Origin of the sequence: Sphingomonas insulae (assembly GCF_010450875.1) — a bacterium.
GTDB lineage: Bacteria > Pseudomonadota > Alphaproteobacteria > Sphingomonadales > Sphingomonadaceae > Sphingomonas > Sphingomonas insulae.
The window spans coordinates 3,314,274-3,330,224 of sequence record NZ_CP048422.1; the positions used below are offsets into that span (position 1 = coordinate 3,314,274).

17 protein-coding genes are annotated in these 15,951 nt (G+C 67.6%); 6 read left to right on the forward strand and 11 right to left on the reverse strand.

What is annotated here, in order from left to right; translation table 11 throughout:
• Window positions 1–20 precede the first annotated feature (20 nt).
• From GTH33_RS17440 to glmU, 7 genes are all read right to left on the reverse strand, one after another.
• Window positions 21–1,883, reverse strand: a complete 1,863-nt coding sequence (locus tag GTH33_RS17440) for a putative bifunctional diguanylate cyclase/phosphodiesterase (protein ID WP_249054947.1) — start codon at window positions 1,881–1,883, stop codon at window positions 21–23.
• Window positions 1,884–1,931: 48 nt separating this feature from the next.
• Entirely contained in the window at window positions 1,932–2,843 is a 912-nt protein-coding gene (locus GTH33_RS17445; protein WP_420853530.1) for an ROK family protein, read from the reverse strand.
• 77 nt (window positions 2,844–2,920) lie between these two features.
• Window positions 2,921–4,057 carry an FAD-dependent monooxygenase gene (locus GTH33_RS17450; RefSeq protein ID WP_243848151.1) on the reverse strand — a complete coding sequence of 379 codons (1,137 nt, stop codon included), beginning with the start codon at window positions 4,055–4,057 and terminating at the stop codon, window positions 2,921–2,923.
• Between the two features lie 56 nt (window positions 4,058–4,113).
• The gene (glmS, locus tag GTH33_RS17455; RefSeq protein WP_163959493.1) at window positions 4,114–5,937 is read right to left on the reverse strand and encodes a glutamine--fructose-6-phosphate transaminase (isomerizing); all 1,824 of its coding nucleotides are present in this window, start codon (window positions 5,935–5,937) and stop codon (window positions 4,114–4,116) included.
• A gap of 13 nt (window positions 5,938–5,950) precedes the next feature.
• Window positions 5,951–6,331: a PIN domain-containing protein gene (locus GTH33_RS17460; RefSeq protein ID WP_163959494.1), complete on the reverse strand. Its 381-nt coding sequence runs from the start codon at window positions 6,329–6,331 to the stop codon at window positions 5,951–5,953.
• Window positions 6,328–6,699: a ribbon-helix-helix domain-containing protein gene (locus GTH33_RS17465; protein WP_163959495.1), complete on the reverse strand. Its 372-nt coding sequence runs from the start codon at window positions 6,697–6,699 to the stop codon at window positions 6,328–6,330. The genes GTH33_RS17460 and GTH33_RS17465 overlap by 4 nt, the downstream gene beginning before the upstream one ends.
• Window positions 6,700–6,724: 25 nt before the next feature.
• Entirely contained in the window at window positions 6,725–8,077 is a 1,353-nt protein-coding gene (glmU, locus tag GTH33_RS17470; protein ID WP_166753074.1) for a bifunctional UDP-N-acetylglucosamine diphosphorylase/glucosamine-1-phosphate N-acetyltransferase GlmU, read from the reverse strand.
• Window positions 8,078–8,139: 62 nt separating this feature from the next.
• On the opposite strand from glmU, the gene GTH33_RS17475 reads away from it, so the two are divergent.
• Window positions 8,140–8,838 carry an HAD-IA family hydrolase gene (locus GTH33_RS17475; RefSeq protein ID WP_163959497.1) on the forward strand — a complete coding sequence of 233 codons (699 nt, stop codon included), beginning with the start codon at window positions 8,140–8,142 and terminating at the stop codon, window positions 8,836–8,838.
• Window positions 8,839–8,876: 38 nt separating this feature from the next.
• Here GTH33_RS17475 and GTH33_RS17480 read toward each other — a convergent pair whose 3' ends face one another.
• Together GTH33_RS17480 and epsC are read right to left on the reverse strand one after the other, a co-directional pair.
• Window positions 8,877–9,215, reverse strand: a complete 339-nt coding sequence (locus GTH33_RS17480) for a DUF2794 domain-containing protein (protein WP_163959498.1) — start codon at window positions 9,213–9,215, stop codon at window positions 8,877–8,879.
• Window positions 9,215–9,907 (reverse strand): serine O-acetyltransferase EpsC, encoded by a 693-nt coding sequence (gene epsC, locus GTH33_RS17485; protein WP_163959499.1) that lies wholly within the window; start codon window positions 9,905–9,907, stop codon window positions 9,215–9,217. Before epsC ends, GTH33_RS17480 begins: the two co-directional genes overlap by 1 nt.
• Before the next feature lie 220 nt (window positions 9,908–10,127).
• On the opposite strand from epsC, the gene GTH33_RS17490 reads away from it, so the two are divergent.
• The 5 genes from GTH33_RS17490 (at window position 10,128) to GTH33_RS17510 (ending at window position 14,985) form a co-directional block, all read left to right on the forward strand.
• Window positions 10,128–10,901, forward strand: a complete 774-nt coding sequence (locus GTH33_RS17490; protein ID WP_163959500.1) for a sulfite exporter TauE/SafE family protein — start codon at window positions 10,128–10,130, stop codon at window positions 10,899–10,901.
• A 138-nt stretch (window positions 10,902–11,039) separates the two neighbouring features.
• Window positions 11,040–11,603 carry an alkyl hydroperoxide reductase subunit C gene (ahpC, locus tag GTH33_RS17495; RefSeq protein ID WP_163959501.1) on the forward strand — a complete coding sequence of 188 codons (564 nt, stop codon included), beginning with the start codon at window positions 11,040–11,042 and terminating at the stop codon, window positions 11,601–11,603.
• A 153-nt stretch (window positions 11,604–11,756) separates the two neighbouring features.
• Complete coding sequence (gene ahpF / locus GTH33_RS17500) at window positions 11,757–13,346, forward strand: alkyl hydroperoxide reductase subunit F (RefSeq protein WP_163959502.1); 1,590 nt, start codon at window positions 11,757–11,759, stop codon at window positions 13,344–13,346.
• Between the two features lie 90 nt (window positions 13,347–13,436).
• Window positions 13,437–14,339, forward strand: coding sequence for a hydrogen peroxide-inducible genes activator (locus GTH33_RS17505; protein WP_163959503.1), 903 nt, complete (start codon window positions 13,437–13,439; stop codon window positions 14,337–14,339).
• 37 nt (window positions 14,340–14,376) lie between these two features.
• On the forward strand, window positions 14,377–14,985 hold the full coding sequence (locus GTH33_RS17510; protein ID WP_163959504.1) for a fasciclin domain-containing protein: 609 nt from the start codon (window positions 14,377–14,379) through the stop codon (window positions 14,983–14,985).
• A gap of 265 nt (window positions 14,986–15,250) precedes the next feature.
• Here GTH33_RS17510 and GTH33_RS17515 read toward each other — a convergent pair whose 3' ends face one another.
• Together GTH33_RS17515 and moaD are read right to left on the reverse strand one after the other, a co-directional pair.
• Window positions 15,251–15,697 (reverse strand): molybdenum cofactor biosynthesis protein MoaE, encoded by a 447-nt coding sequence (locus GTH33_RS17515; RefSeq protein ID WP_163959505.1) that lies wholly within the window; start codon window positions 15,695–15,697, stop codon window positions 15,251–15,253.
• Window positions 15,694–15,951 (reverse strand): molybdopterin converting factor subunit 1, encoded by a 258-nt coding sequence (gene moaD / locus GTH33_RS17520; protein ID WP_163959506.1) that lies wholly within the window; start codon window positions 15,949–15,951, stop codon window positions 15,694–15,696. Before moaD ends, GTH33_RS17515 begins: the two co-directional genes overlap by 4 nt.

Sequence of the window (15,951 nt, forward strand, 5' to 3'; positions counted from 1 at the left end):
GGTGCCCGCCTGCTCTTCGTTCAGGTCACCCCCAGGAAACGCTGCACGGCCAGCTCGATCGCCAGCTCGGGCGTCACCGGACGCGAGAAGAAATAGCCCTGCATGTGGCTGGCCCCGGCGAGGCGTAGCGCCTGCACCTGCGCGGCGGTCTCCACCCCCTCTGCGATCACCTCCAGCCCCAGCGCGCGACCGAGATGGATAATCGAATGCACGATCGCGGCGCTTTCGCGCTCGCGGCCCATGCCGTCGATGAAGCTGCGGTCGATCTTCAGGCTGTCGAGCGCGAACTTGCGAATGTTGTAGAGCGAGGAATAGCCGGTGCCGAAATCGTCGAGCGCGATGCGGAAACCCATCTGGCGCAGCTTGTACAGCGTCTCGGCGGCGCGCTCTGCATCATCGAAGATGGCGGTTTCGGTGATCTCGATCTGCACGCGCGACGGCAGCACACCGGCGCGCTGCACGCTTTCCATGATGTGGCCGACAAAATTGCTGCGGCGGAACTGGCGCGGCGAAAAGTTGACCGAGACATATTGGTCGGGGAATCGCTGCACCATCGCCAGCGCCGAATCGAGGATCCAGTCGCCCAGTTCGTGGATGACGTTCGATTCCTCGGCGATCGGGATGAAGGTCGCCGGGCTGATCGGCCCGTATTCCTCGGTGTTCCACCGGACCAGCGCCTCAAACCCGATGACCTCCAGTTCGCCGCGGCTGACGATCGGCTGGTAGACGAGGCTGAGTTCGCCCTTGTCGATCGCCTCCGCCAGCCCTTGTTCCACCCGGCGGCGGAAGCGGATGCCCTCATCCATGCCTTCGTCGAACAGCCGGGTGACGCCGCGGCCGGCGCGCTTGGCGTCGTTGAGCGCCAGATCGGCGCGGCGCAGCGCGTCGATCGGATCGCAACCGGTGCCTTCGACGACGACGACACCGGCAGAGGCGCCGCTCTGCACCGAATTGCCGAACACCTGATGCGTACCGGCGCATGCGGCGACGATCCGGTCGCACGCCATCACCGCCGCATCCTCGCCCGCCGTGTCGAACAGGATGCCGAATTCGTCGCCGCCCAGCCGCGCGACCACCGCGCCCTCGGGGGCATGGGCGTGCAGGATACCGCAGACCTCGCGGATCAGCGCGTCGCCGGCAAGGTGGCCGAGCGTGTCGTTGACGGTCTTGAACCGATCGAGGTCGAACATCGCGGTGGCGAACAGGCCGGATCGCTTGGCGCGCTCGCCAAGCGCGCGCAAGAATGCGAGTCGGTTGGGCGCATCGGTCAGCGAATCATGCGTCGCCATGTGGATCGCGCGGCTCTCGTTCGCGGCAAGCTCGGCACCCTGTTCCTCGAGCTGGACGATCTGCGCCGCCAGCTGCGCGCGCGCGTCGGCAAGGGCACGATCGACCTCCCACCGGTGTGCCAGTGCGGTTGCCGTCTGGACGACCTCTGCGACCTCGAACGGCTTGGCGATGTAGAAGATCTTGTCGGCGGGGCCTGCGACCTTGCTGATCTCGATCGGCGAGAAGTCGCTGAAGCCGGTGACGATGCACAGGTTGATCTCGGGATCGAGCGCACGGATGCGCCGCGCCGTCTCGCGCCCGTCGATGCCGGGCGGCATGCGCACGTCGATGAAGGCCACCGCAAAAGGCGTGCCGGCGGCCAGCGCCGCCTCGACCGCGGCGACCGCATCCAGACCCTGGTGGCAATGCGTCAGCGCGAACGCCTCCGCCTCGTCGACCGCATCGGGCGCGTCGTCACCGAACAATTCGGCGGCCATCGCACCCAGCGCATCCTCCTCCGCGCCGCGCTGCACCGCGAAGCTGCGGGCGTAGCTGTCGTGCATCGCCGGTTCGTCGTCGACGATGAGCAGGCGCTTCGGTGCAACGGCGGTCATGGGTGCGAACTTCCCTCGTATGGTTGACGAGGAGGTAAGCGGATGCGGTTAAAGGGTCGTAAACGTCTTCAGCTGGCCTTCCAGCGCCTGCGCGCCCAGGACGATCGCACCCAGCGGTCCGGCATTGCCGCCCAGCGCCGGCGGCACGACGAAACCGGGCTCGGCGATCTCGGGCAGCGCGATATAGCCGGCCAGGCTTTTGACCATCGCGGCGCGAACCCGCGGGAACAGGTGGTCGTTGCCGACCATCACCCCGCCGCCCATGACGATGCGGCGCGGTACGCCGGTCAGTACCAGCGTATGGCACAATTGACCGAGGACGTGGGCGACCGGGTCCCAGACGGGATCGTCGGCGGCGATATCCTCGCCCTTCCTGCCGGCGCGCGCGCCGATCGCGGGACCGGCGGCGAGCCCCTCCAGACAGCCGCCGTGGAACGGGCAGACGCCGATCCAGTCGTCGCCCGGCAGGCGATCGGGACGGATATGGCCGAACTCGCTGTGGGTCAGGCCATCGACCGGCAGGCCGCCGGCGATCAGCCCCACGCCGATGCCGGTCCCGACGGTCGCATAGGCGATGTCCTTCAGTCCCATCGCGGCGCCCCACCGCGCTTCGGCCAATGCCGCGCCGACCACGTCGGTATGAAAGCCGGTCGGCACGTCGTAGCGCGCGGCCAGCCGCCTGGCGACGTCGGTGCCGGCCCAATGCGGTTTGGGGGTCGAGGTGATGTGGCCGTAATCGGCAGCGTCGCGGTCGATCGAGATCGGGCCGAAGCTCGCGATCCCCAGCGCATCGAACGAACCCCAGCCGTCCAGCACCCGCTCGATACCCGCCAGCGTCTCGTCGGGCCGCGTCGTCGGCAATTGCACGCGATCCTCGATGGCGTCCGGGCCCCGCGCCAGCAGACAGACGATCTTCGTCCCGCCCAATTCGATGCCGGCTACCAATGGGGGGACGCTCACCACGATCATGTTCTCCTTCGGCGGCGGTGATTAGACGACAACGGACGCTTAGGCGAGAGCGCTAACACCGCCATGATTCAGGCGGTCAGGCCGAGCGGCGGCAGCGGTCCGCCGATCAGCCCGCTTACCATCGCGGCCTGGATCCGGTTCGCCGGCCACAAGCCCGACAACGGACCGACGAGCCGATCGCGGACGAACGGCAGAATGCGGCTGTCCGACTGATAGACCGGCGTAAACAGCGCCGTGAGCGCCTGGTAGAGTCCCACGTGGCGCCGCCGCATCGCCACCGCCGCGACTAAGCCGGAAGCGACGTCGGCCCCCATCCGCAGCCCACGCGCCAGCGCGAAGGCGTCGAGCAAGGCCATGTTGGCCCCCTGCCCCAGCTGCGGGCTGGCCGAATGCCACGCATCGCCGATGTGGATCATCCCGGTTTCGACGGGGCGCGGCAACGTGCGGTGCGCATAGCGGGCGAAGACCAGCCGGTCGGGATCGTCGATCTGGTCGAGCAACGGCGCGGTCGCCGGCCATAACGCGCGCACATCGTCTTTCCACGCATCCAGGCCCGCGGCACGCCACGCATCGACCCGGTCGGCACGGATCGACCAGAAGAACGCCGCCTGTTCGCCCGCAACGCCGGGCGGCCGGCCAATCGGCAGCACGCCCGCCATCGTACTCGCGCGCCGATAGCGTTGTTCGAGCGCATCAGGCGCGAAACCGTCGACGCGATCGAGGCTCGCCCACAGCGCCCCATAGCCGAGCCCGCGGCCACAGGGCGGTGCCAGCGGCGTACGCGTGCCCAGGGCATCGACGACGAGGTCGAATGGGCTGGATCGCGTGCCGTCCGCGAACACCAGGCACCGGCGATTGCCGGACGCTTCGTCGCTGCCCGCGATCGCGCGCCCGGTCTCCAGCGCGATTGCGGCCGCCATGACCGCATCGTGCAACACCGCGAACAAGGTGGCGCGGTGGACGCCGAACCCGCACAGCCCACGCTGTGCCAGCGTGGCGTAACCGACATCGAGCACGACGCGCCCGCTCGCGGTTCCGAACAATCGGTCGATCCGTGCGCTGCGACCGACCAGCGGGTCGTCGAGGCCCAGCGCGCGGAGCACGGCGAGCCCGGTCGGTTGGATCATCAGACCCGAACCGATCGGTGCCGGCGCGTCGAACCGTTCGAAGATGGCGACGCGATGCCCGTCCCGCGCCAGCAGCAACGCCGCCGCCAGCCCCGCCGGGCCGCAGCCCGCGACCGCGATGTTCAGCGGGCGGATTATTCCACCGTCACCGATTTGGCGAGGTTGCGGGGCTGGTCGACGTCCGTCCCCTTCATCACCGCGACGTGATAGGCGAGCAGCTGCACCGGCACCGCATAGACCAGCGGCGCGATCAGCGGATGCACTTTGGGCATGGTGATCGTCGCGATACACCCCTCGCCCGCCGCCTGGATGCCGTCATAGTCGCTGATGAGCACCACCTTGCCGCCGCGGGCCTGCACCTCCTGCATGTTGCTGACCGTCTTGTCGAACAGCGGCCCGGACGGTGCGATGACGATGACCGGCACGTTTTCGTCGATCAGCGCGATCGGGCCATGCTTCATCTCGCCGGCGGCATAGCCTTCGGCATGGATGTAGCTGATCTCCTTCAGCTTCAGCGCGCCTTCCAGCGCCAGCGGATAATCGGTGCCGCGGCCGAGGTACAGCACGTCGCGCGCGACCGCGACGACGCCCGCCATCGCCTCGATCGCCTCGTCATAGGCGAGCGCGCCGTTCAGCGCCGCCGGCGCCTCGGCCAGATGCTTCACCAATGCGCGCTCGTCCGCGGTCGACAGCTTGCCCTTGGCCCGCGCAAGATTGGCGGCGAGCGCGGCGAGCACCGCCAGCTGGCAGGTGAACGCCTTCGTCGATGCGACGCCGATCTCCGGCCCGGCATGCGTCGGCAGCAACAGGTCCGCCTCGCGCGCCATGCTGCTGGTCGGAACGTTGACCACCGCCGCGATCGTCTGCCCTTCCGACTTGGCATGGCGCAGGGCGGCGAGCGTGTCCGCGGTCTCGCCCGACTGGCTGATGACGATCATCAGCCCGCCCGGCTCCATCACCGGCGCGCGGTAGCGGAATTCGGACGCGACATCGATGTCGACCGGCACGCGCGCGAATTGTTCGAACCAGTATTTGGCGACCATGCCGGCATAATAGCTGGTGCCGCAGGCGACGATGGTGACGCGCTTGATCGCCGCCAGGTCGAATTCGGGGATCGGCAGCGTCACCCGCTCTTCCATCCGCTGCAGGTACGAGCGCAGCGTCTGCGCGACGACGATCGGCTGCTCGTAGATCTCCTTCAACATGTAGTGGCGATGATTGCCCTTGCTGACGAGATCGCCGATGACGCCCGAGATGGTGATCGCCCGCTCGACCGGATTGTTGTCGCGGTCATAGACCTGCGCGCCCTCGGTCGTGCAGACGACCCAGTCGCCTTCGTCGAGATAGGCGATGCGCTGCGTCAGCGGCGCCAGCGCCAGCGCGTCGGAGCCGAGATACGTCTCGCCCTCGCCGTGGCCCACGACCAGCGGCGACCCCAGCCGCGCGCCGATGAGCATATCGGGATGCTTGCGGAACAGGATCGCGAGCGCGAACGCGCCGTGCAGTCGCGGCAGTGCCTCGCGGACCGCCCCGACCGGGTCTAGGCCCGCCTCGACCTTCTCGCTGATGAGGTGGGCGACGACCTCGGTATCCGTCTCGCTGGTGAACACGCGGCCGCGCGCGATCAGTTCGTCGCGCAGCGGTTTGAAGTTTTCGATGATGCCGTTGTGGACCACCGCGACCTCGTCGGTCGCATGTGGATGGGCGTTGTTGGTGGTCGGCCCGCCATGCGTCGCCCAGCGCGTATGCGCGATGCCGGTCGTCCCGGGCAGCGGCGCGGCGGCGAGCTCCTTGGCGAGGTTCACCAGCTTGCCCGATGCCCGCCGCCGCTCGATTCGCCCGTCATGGTCGGTGGCGATGCCCGCCGAATCGTACCCGCGATATTCGAGGCGCTTCAGGCCGTCGAGCAGGCGATCCGCCACGTCCTCCTTGCCGATGATGCCGACGATGCCACACATACCGAACCTGCCTTCAAATGGTGTAGGGAACATGGATACCCGGCATATCTGTCGGAAAATCCCTCGTATTACGCGTAATCAGAACACGCCCGCGCATCTGCGCCGTCGCCAGGATGACGGCGTCGGGCGACGTCAGCCCGGCCCGCTGGCGCCGCAACGCCGCCGCGCGCAGCGCGATCGCCTCGTCGATCTCGTCGACGGCGAACCGGCCGAGGAACCGCAACGCCTCGCGCACGACGGCGTCGCTGCCCTTCGACAGCACCTCGATCCACGCCATCCGGCTCACCCAGAGGCGCGCGCCGCTGTTGCCGATCCGGGCGAGTTCGACATGCGCCGGCTCGTGACCCAACAGCGAGTCGATGAGGATGTTCGTGTCGATGCTATAGCCGCTCATGCCCTGGACGCGGGGTTCCGCTCCGCCGCCCTGGCCATCAGCGCGAGATAATGGGCGCGCTCCTTGTCGTCCTCGGACGTGAAGCACTCGGGCGACCCGGCGCGCACCTCTTCGTAATCGTCATCCCATGGCCGGGTCCATTCGGCACGTTGCTGCCGGTCGTAGTCCTTGGGATCGCTGGCAATGCCGTTGCGCGCCCACAGCCCGAACGCATTGTCCAACCAGCTCATGTCGTCCGCGGCAGGGGTTTCGGCGCGATATTGCGACACCGCCTCGCGCACCAGCGCCGCACGCGACTTGCCCTGCTCGGCGGCGCGACGGTCGAGCCACTTCATATCGTCTTCGGGAAGGTCGATCAGCGTGCGCATGCGAGCATGATATCATGGCGCGATATCACTTTCCAGCCTTCCGCGCCGCCATCCGCTCGCGAAACCGCGTCGCCCATCCCGGCTTGGCGACCTGCGGCGGGCGGACGAGGGCCAGCGCGCCCGCCTCGATGTCCTGCGTCAACACAGACCCCGCCGCGACGATCGCGCCCTCGCCGACCGACACCGGCGCGACCAGTGCCGAATTGGATCCGATGAACGCGCCGGCACCGATCGTCGTCCGGTATTTGAAGAAGCCATCGTAATTGCAGGTGATCGTGCCGGCGCCGACATTGGCCTTCGCCCCCACCTCGGCATCGCCGATATAGGACAGGTGGTTGACCTTGGCGCCCGCGCCCAGCGTCGCCTTCTTCACCTCGACGAAATTGCCGACCTTCGCACCCGTGCCCAGCACCGCGCCAGGGCGCAGCCGGGCATAGGGGCCGACCTCCGCCTCCGCACCGACGTTCGCGCCCTCGATGTGGCTGAACGCATGGATCGTCGCGCCGTCGTCGATGGTGACGCCGGGGCCGAAGACGACGTTCGGTCCGACCACCACGTCGCGGCCGATCCTGGTGTCGTGGCTGAACCAGACGGTCTCCGGCGCGATCAGTGTCGCACCATCCGCCATCGCCTGCTCGCGCCGCGCCGCCTGCCACCCGGCCTCCACCGCCGCCAGTTCGCCGCGGCTGTTGATCCCCGCGACCTCGTCCTCGCCGGTCTCGATACACACCGCGCGGCCGCCGCCGGCGATCGCCAGCGTCACCACGTCGGGCAGGTAATATTCACCCGCGGCATTGTCGTTGCCGACCGATTCCAGCAGCCGCCACAGGTCACGGGTGCGGACCGCGGTGACGCCCGAATTGCACAGGTCGACCGCGCGTTCGTCGGCGCTGGCGTCCTTGTATTCGACCATCTTGCGGATCGTGCCGTCGGCATCGGCGATGATGCGGCCGTAAGCGCGGGCATCGGCGGGACGGAACCCCAGGACCGCGACCGTCGGCGTATCCTCTGCCTCCAACCGTGCCGCGAGGCGCGCGACGGTATCGGTCGCGAGCAGGGGCGTATCGCCGAAACACACGATCGCGACGCCGTCGAAATCGGCCAGCGCCGCCTTCGCCTGCAACGCCGCATGCGCGGTGCCGAGCTGCTCGCGCTGCCAGGCGATCTCAACCCCGGTCGATGCCACCGCCTGCTCGACCTGCTCGCCCGACGCCCCGACGACGACCACCCGCCGCGTCGCGCCGGCCTGGTTCAGGCTGTCGATCAGATGCAGCAGCATCGATCGTCCGGCGATCGGGTGCAGGACCTTGTGCAGATCGGATTTCATCCGCGTGCCCTTGCCTGCGGCAAGGATGATGACGGCAAGGGGAGTGGTCATGGCCGCATCGCCTGCCATGGAAGTCTTGCCATTTCCAGAGCGAGCCGTCACCGCGCGCAGACATGACGCAGATTTCATCGCGACCTTCGCCATTCGACATCGTCGGCTTCGATCTCGACGGCACGCTGCTCGATACCAGCGGCGATCTGGCGGCGGCAGTCAATCATGCGCTGGCATCCGCCGGACGCCCGGCGCTGACCGTGGATCAGGTGAAGCCGATGATCGGTGGCGGCGCGCGCCACATGCTCGCGCAGGGCATGGCGGCGACGGGCGGCTGCGACGATGCCACGCTCGACCGGCTGCACCGCCTGCTGCTGGACTATTACGAATCACATATCGCGATATTGACCCGGCCCTACCCCCATGTCCTCGCCGCGCTCGACGACCTCGCTGCCCGCGGCGCGCGACTGGCGGTCGTGACGAACAAGCTGGAAGGGCTCGCGCGCAAGCTGCTCGGCGCGCTCGACCTGACCGCGCGATTCGATTGCATCATCGGCGGCGACACGATGGGACCGGGCAATGCCAAGCCCAGTCCCAAGCCGATCTACGAGATGCTGGCCCGCTGCGGCGGCGGCACCGCCGCCTTCGTCGGCGATTCGATCTTCGACATTCGCGCCGGACGGGCCGCGGGATTGCCGACGATCGCCTGTTCCTTCGGGTTCCTGATGCAGCCGGTCGCGGAGCTCGGCGCCGACGCGATCATCGACGGCTATGGCGAACTGGTGCCGACGCTCGAACGCCTGGCGGCCCGCCCCGCCTGACGGGCCGTACCTGAGGCATGAGGCACGGTCGCGCCCGGTCAGTCCACCAGCTTCATCAGCCGCCGTTCGACCGGCGCCAGCACGGGCCCAAGCTCGTGGCCCCGCTTCAGCACCACGCCCTGTTCGCCGAACAGCGCCCACATCCCCTGCTTACCGCGCAATGCCGGGCGTTTCTCGATGCGGAACTCGGGTCGTTCGGCGGCACGGCGGAACGCGGCGAACACCGCGGCGTCCTTGCCCAGGTCCATCGCATAATCCTTCCAATGCCCGGCGGCGACCATGCGGCCGTACAGGTCGAGGATGCGGTTCAGTTCAAGGCGCTCGAAGCCGACTTGCGACGGCTTGCCCGGTTGCGGAAACGGCGTGACGATTCCCATCAGGCGCGGTCACGCTCCGCTTCGGGCGCCTGTTCGGCCAGCAGCGCATCCAGCCGCTTGCGCATCGATTCCAGTTCGCAGCGCATGATCTCAATCTTCTGTGTGGCAGGATCGAACATATCGCTGCACGGCGTGCCATAGGGAACGAAGCGCGACGGCGTCGCCGCCGCACCGCCCTCGACCATCGTCGCGCGTGCCGGAATGCCGACCATCACCGCACCCGCCGGCACGTCCCGCGTCACTACCGCATTCGCACCGACGCGCGCACGGCGGTCGACCAGGATCGGTCCCAGCACCTGCGCGCCCGATCCGATGATGACGCCATCCGCCAGCGTCGGGTGGCGCTTGCCCGCAACACCATTGTCGGGACTGGTCCCGCCCAGCGTCACGCATTGGTAGATGGTGACGTCGTCGCCGATCTCCGCCGTCTCGCCGATCACGACGAAGCCGTGATCGATGAAGAAATTGCGACCGATCTTCGCGCCGGGATGGATGTCGATCGCCGTCCAGGCGCGGGCGACGTGATTGACCAGCCGTGCCAGGAAAAACAGCCGCCGCCGGTACAATGCGTGCGCGACCCGGTGCAGGCCCAATGCCCAGACACCCGGATACAGCAGGATTTCGGCACGCGAATGCGGTGCCGGATCGCGCGCCCGGATCGAATCGAGATAGGCGGCCAACCGTCCGAACATCCGTCACGTTCCCCTTGTGGAACCGGGCATGTAATCCTTCCACCAACCGATTTCCATGCCCGCCCCGGCGCAACTATGCCGACGCAAACTCCAGCTTTGTTGTAGGAATTGCATGTGCCGTGCACGATGCGGCAGATAGACACTGCCCGTACCCGTCGAAGCCCGTACCCGTCGAACCCTGTAACCGTCGAACCCTTTCCCTTCGGAGTGACCGCCGCCGATGCCCGATTTCCTCACCACCATCGACTGGAACCAGGTGTTGCCGTTCATTGCGATCGGTTTCGCCGCCCAGGTGGTGGACGGCGCGCTCGGCATGGCGTTCGGGGTCATCAATTCGACGCTGCTGGTGACGGTCATGGGCGTGCCGCCCGCGGTCGCGTCCGCCAGCGTGCATGCGGTCGAAACCTTCACCACCGCCGCCTCCGGCGTCAGCCACATCGTCCACAAGAACGTCGACTGGAAACTGTTTCGCCGGCTGGTGATACCCGGCGTCATCGGCGCGGCGCTCGGCGCGACCTTGCTCAGCAACATCGATGCCTCCGTCGCCAAGCCGTTCGTGATGCTCTACCTCGCCTGCATCGGCCTCTACCTGCTGTTCCGCGCGGTGAAGGGCACGATCGAACCGCGCAAACCGCGCGTCATCGCGCCGCTCGGCCTGGTCGGCGGTTTTCTTGATGCGGCGGGCGGTGGCGGCTGGGGGCCGGTCGTCACCAGCAACCTGCTGATCCAGGGCGCGACACCGCGCCATACGATCGGCACGGTTAACACCGCCGAATTCTTCCTGACCGCGACCGCATCGGTGACCTTTTTCATCGCACTCGGCTGGTCGGCATTCACGCTGCACACGCTCGGCATCCTGATCGGCGGCCTGATCGCGGCGCCGCTGGGCGGCCTGCTGGCCAAGCGGGTGCCGACCCGCGGTCTGATGGCGCTGGTCGGCGTATTGCTGACGCTGACCAGCGCCTGGTCGGTCTACGCCGCATTAGCGAAGTAAATTTTTTGCGCAGGCGAACGCGCAAGCGCCCAGAAACGCTGCTGATCGCCTTATCCGATCACGCAACGCAAACAGATTAATTTTGCACTGCGGTATAAGCCCCTATATCCGGTTCACACCATTCAACCGGAGACCAACATGGCCCTCATCGGCAGCAAGCTGAAGCCGTTCACCACCCAGGCCTACAAGGAAGGCAAGTTTGTCAGCGTCAGCGACGCAGACGTGCTGGGCAAGTGGGCGGTCTTCTTCTTCTACCCGGCGGACTTCACGTTCGTCTGCCCGACCGAGCTCGAAGACCTCGCCGACGTATATCCCACGCTCCAGAAGATGGGCGTCGAGGTGTACAGCGTGTCGACCGACACCCACTTCAGCCACAAGGCGTGGCATGACAGTTCGCCGGCGATCGGCAAGATCAACTATTACATGCTGGGCGACCAGAACCACGCGATCAGCACCAATTTCGAGATCCTGCGCGAAGGCCAGGGCCTGGCCGATCGCGGCACGTTCGTGATCGACCCCGAAGGCGTGATCCAGTTGATCGAAGTGACGTCGGAAGGCGTCGGCCGCAACGCCGCCGAACTGCTCCGCAAGATCAAGGCCGCGCAGTACATCGCCGCGCATCCGGGCGAAGTCTGCCCCGCGAAGTGGGAAGAGGGCGAAGAGACGCTTGCCCCCAGCCTCGACCTCGTCGGCAAGATCTAAGGCCCCCAGCGTTCCTGCGCCCGCAGGAACGCGGCGGTGCCGATACCATCCCCGCCCTTCCCCGAGGGTCAGGGTGATCGCGGCCCGGGGTGGACCTCCCTCCACCCCGGGCCGCTTGTTTGTGACGATCCGAATTTCCCAGGAGTTTCCGCCATGCTCGACGCCAATCTGACGCAGCAGTTGAAGGCCTATCTGGTCAACATCCGCCAACCCATCGAGTTGGTCGCGAGCCTGGGCGATGATGCCAAGTCGCGCCAGATGGGCGAACTGCTCGACGAGATCGCCGCGCTGTCCGACAGCATCGCGGTCGTCACCGCCGACGACCGCCGCAAGCCCAGCTTCATGATCCGGCGCGTCGGCACCGATATCGGCGTGCGCTTCGCCGGCTTGCCGATGGGCCATGAATTCACCTCGCTCGTGCTCGCCCTCCTCCAGGTCGGCGGCCATCCGTCGAAGGCGGCGCAGGACCTGATCCGGCAGGTGGAGGCGCTCGACGGCGACTTCCACTTCGAAACCTTCTTCTCGCTGTCCTGCGCCAACTGCCCCGACGTGGTGCAGGCGCTGAACCTGATGGCAGTGCTCAACCCGCGCGTCACGCACACCGCGATCGACGGCGCGCTGTTCCAGGACGAAGTCGCCGCGCGCAAGGTGATGGCGGTGCCGACGGTGTTCCTCAACGGCGAGGTGTTCGGCCAGGGACGCATGGAGCTGGAGCAGATCGTCGGAAAGCTCGACACCGGCGCCTCCGCCCGCGTCGCGGAAACGATCGCCGCCAAGGACCCGTTCGACGTGCTGGTGATCGGCGGCGGCCCGGCCGGCGCGGCGGCGGCGATCTACACCGCGCGCAAGGGCATCCGTACCGGCATCCTCGCCGAGCGGTTCGGCGGGCAGGTCGCCGATACGATGGCGATCGAGAACCTCGTGTCGGTGCCGCATACCGACGGGCCGAAGCTCGTCGCCGACCTCGATCGCCACGTCCGCGAATATGACGTCGACATCATGAACCTGCAGCGCGCCGCACGGCTGGTCGCGGCGACGGCGGAAGGCGGCCTGCACGAGGTTGTGCTGGAGAATGGTGCCGCGCTGAAGGCCCGTACCGTGATCCTGTCGACCGGCGCGCGCTGGCGTCAGATGAACGTGCCGGGCGAGGATGCGTACCGGAACAAGGGCGTGGCCTATTGCCCGCATTGCGACGGCCCGCTCTACAAGGGCAAGCGCGTCGCGGTGATCGGCGGCGGCAATTCGGGGGTCGAGGCGGCGATCGATCTGGCCAATATCGTCGCGCACGTCACCCTGATCGAATATGACTCCACCCTGCGCGCCGACGCCGTCCTGCAGCGCAAGCTCGCCAGCCTGCCCAACGTTCGCATCATCACCTCGGCCTCGACCACCGAGGTGCACGGCGATGGCGAGAAGGTGAACGCGCTGTCTTATCGCGATCGCAACACCGATGCGATGCACCGCGTCGATCTGGAGGGCATCTTCGTCCAGATCGGCCTCGTGCCGAACACCGAATGGCTCGCCGGCGCGATCGCGCTGTCGCCGCGCGGCGAGATCGAGGTCGATGATCGCGGCCACACCTCGCAGCCCGGCGTGTTCGCTGCCGGCGACGTGACGACGGTGCCATTCAAGCAGATCGTCATCGCGATGGGCGAGGGGTCGACGGCGGCGCTGGCCGCCTTCGACCACCTCATCCGCCTGCCCGCGGAAGAAACGCATGACTGGGAAGAAGCCGCGGAATAACCGCTCCCACGCCCCTTCCCCTCCCCCGCAAATGCGGGGGAGGGCGTGAAGAGGCTGGCCTCCACCGCGCCGCCCCTCTATCCGGCCAGCATGGCAGCGACCTACCTTCCCACGCTCAAACAGCTGCAATATCTTGTGGCGTTGAAGGATGCCGGCCATTTCGGCCGCGCCGCCGAGGCGTGTTTCGTCACCCAGTCCACCCTCTCCGCCGGCCTGCGCGAACTCGAAACCCTCATCGGCGTCACCCTGGTCGAGCGCACCCGCCGCGTCGTCCGCTTCACGCCGCTGGGCGACCGGATCGCCGATAAGGCCCGTCGCGTGCTGCGCGAGGCGGAGGAGCTGGGCGATATCGCCCGCGCCGCCGGCCGTCCGCTGTCGGGCGAGATGCGGATGAGCGTCATCCCGACCATCGCGCCCTTCATGCTGCCTCACATCCTGCCACGCCTGCGCCGCGACTATCCCGATCTGAAGCTGTTCCTTCGCGAGGAGCCGTCGGGGGCGGCATGCGAAGGACTGCACAACGGCCGCACCGACTGCGTGCTGCTCGCCCTCCCCTTCGCCTGCGGCGATGTTGCCTCCCACCCGCTGTTCGACGACCGCCTGTTCGTCGCCTACCAGCCGCAGGACATGCCGAGCGACCCGCCGACGATCCCCGCCGCGTTGATCGACGAAACGCGGCTGCTGCTGCTCGAGGACGGGCATTGCCTGAAGGACCACGCGCTGTCGGCATGCAACCGCCCGGAATTGCGCGCGGAAGCGACGATGCTGGGCACTTCGCTGCACACGATCGTGCAGATGGTCGACAATGGCCTCGGGATGACGATGCTGCCCGAAATGGCGCTGAAGGCGGGTATTCTCGACCACACGGGCATCATCGCCAAACCGCTGGAGGCCGAAAATGCCGTTCGGCACATCGCCCTCGTCTGGCGGCGCGCCTCGCCGCGCGAAAAGGACTTCCAGCTGCTCGCCGAAGCGCTGGCGCAGGCGCGCTGATGCAACCTCCGGCACGCTTGGGACGTAGAGGATCGCAGTGACCCAATCCATCCTGATCCATGCGCGGCACCTGGCCGTGCCTGCCATCGCCGCGCTGCTCGCCGGCTGCGTCCCGCCGGCGACCGCCCCCGTCACCGCACCGCCGGCGGTCGCGAGCGCGCCGGTGCCGGTCGACCCGTCGCACATGGAATCGGAGGCGACGATCGCCGCGTCGATCGCCGCGACGCCGGGCCTGCATACGGTGGCGACCGAATTGCGCACCGCCGAACTCGACCAGTTGCTCGGCGGCGACGGGCCATACACGCTGTTCGCACCGACCGATGCCGCCTTCACCCGCCTCGCGCCCGGCATCGCCCGCGATCTGCTCGCACCGGAAAACCGGAACGCGCTGGTCGCGATTCTCCGCTACCATGTCGTTGCCGGGACGATGACCACCGAACAGCTGACCGACCGTATCCGCGCCGGCGGCGGTCGTGCCGTGCTGACGACGATCGGCGGCCAGCCGATCACGGCGACGATGACCGGCGATGTCATCACGCTGACCAGCGTCACCGGCAACCGCAGCTATGTCGAGGCAGCCGACGTCGCGCAGGTCAATGGTGTGATTCATGTGGTGAACGGCGTGCTGGTACCCAATTTGCCATAAGGGATCGCCGACATATCGGCCTTGCCGTCCGGGCTCCGCAACTCCCCTATCCCGCCGGGCTGCTGCGCGTCTTGTCGGAAGAGGGTAACGCTTCAGACGCTAAAGGCGAGGCTGGCTGGGATCGATCGCCATCGTCCACGTCGACCACATATCGCCACCCCCGGCGCGGCGCGAAAATCCGGGTTCTGCGCGATGGCTTGGCAGACGCCGGCGGTATCCGGCCGGACGCAGCGATCGGCGATCCGCCCTCACCGCATGCGCTGGATCAGTCCTCCTTCCAACGCTCCGCCGCCGCCGTGTCCGTATCGCGCGCCTCGACCCATGTCGCTTCCGTGCCGCGCGTCTCGCGCTTCCAGAACGGCGCATCCGTCTTCAACCGGTCGATCAGATAGGTGCACGCCTCCAGCGCCGCCGCCCGATGCGGTGCCGATGCGGCGACGAACACGATCCGCTCGCCCGGCACCATCGGCCCAACGCGGTGGACGATCGTTGCCGCAGCCAGCGCCCAGCGGGTCGTCGCACCCTCGGCCACAAGGCGCAGAGCCGATTCGGTCGCGCCCGGATAATGTTCCAATTCCAGCGTTCCCACGTCGTCGTCGGCACGCACCAGCCCGGTGAAGGTCGCCACCGCGCCCGCGCCGCCGGTCTGTTCGACCAGCGCCATCTCCGCCCCGATATCGATTGCGGCGGGCGAGACGTGGATGCGGATCATCCGCCGGTCACCGGTGGAAACAGCGCGATTTCACGCGCCCCGACGATACTCGCGTCCATCGCCACGAAATTCTGGTCGACCGCCGCCCGCAGCCGGACGCGATCCTCTAATGCCGCAGCGCTCGTGTCGTCACGCCCCGCCAGCCAGTCGACCAACGCGGCGACGCTGGTCACGGCGGCGGGTGGATCGATCGATTCCTGCGCAACGCCCATCCGTTCGCGCACCCAGGCGAAATACAGCATTTCGATCGCCAT

Coding starts and splice junctions, on each gene's coding strand:
- GTH33_RS17440 (WP_249054947.1), bottom strand. CDS start 1,883: ATGACCGCCGTTGCACCGAAGCGCCTGCTCATCGTCGACGACGAACCG.
- glmS (WP_163959493.1), bottom strand. CDS start 5,937: ATGTGTGGCATCGTCGGCATCATCGGCAAGGAGGACGTGGCGGATCGC.
- GTH33_RS17460 (WP_163959494.1), bottom strand. CDS start 6,331: ATGAGCGGCTATAGCATCGACACGAACATCCTCATCGACTCGCTGTTG.
- GTH33_RS17465 (WP_163959495.1), bottom strand. CDS start 6,699: ATGCGCACGCTGATCGACCTTCCCGAAGACGATATGAAGTGGCTCGAC.
- glmU (WP_166753074.1), bottom strand. CDS start 8,077: ATGACCACTCCCCTTGCCGTCATCATCCTTGCCGCAGGCAAGGGCACG.
- GTH33_RS17475 (WP_163959497.1), top strand. CDS start 8,140: ATGACGCAGATTTCATCGCGACCTTCGCCATTCGACATCGTCGGCTTC.
- GTH33_RS17480 (WP_163959498.1), bottom strand. CDS start 9,215: ATGGGAATCGTCACGCCGTTTCCGCAACCGGGCAAGCCGTCGCAAGTC.
- epsC (WP_163959499.1), bottom strand. CDS start 9,907: ATGTTCGGACGGTTGGCCGCCTATCTCGATTCGATCCGGGCGCGCGAT.
- GTH33_RS17490 (WP_163959500.1), top strand. CDS start 10,128: ATGCCCGATTTCCTCACCACCATCGACTGGAACCAGGTGTTGCCGTTC.
- ahpC (WP_163959501.1), top strand. CDS start 11,040: ATGGCCCTCATCGGCAGCAAGCTGAAGCCGTTCACCACCCAGGCCTAC.
- ahpF (WP_163959502.1), top strand. CDS start 11,757: ATGCTCGACGCCAATCTGACGCAGCAGTTGAAGGCCTATCTGGTCAAC.
- GTH33_RS17505 (WP_163959503.1), top strand. CDS start 13,437: ATGGCAGCGACCTACCTTCCCACGCTCAAACAGCTGCAATATCTTGTG.
- GTH33_RS17515 (WP_163959505.1), bottom strand. CDS start 15,697: ATGATCCGCATCCACGTCTCGCCCGCCGCAATCGATATCGGGGCGGAG.
- moaD (WP_163959506.1), bottom strand. CDS start 15,951: ATGGCGATCGAAATGCTGTATTTCGCCTGGGTGCGCGAACGGATGGGC.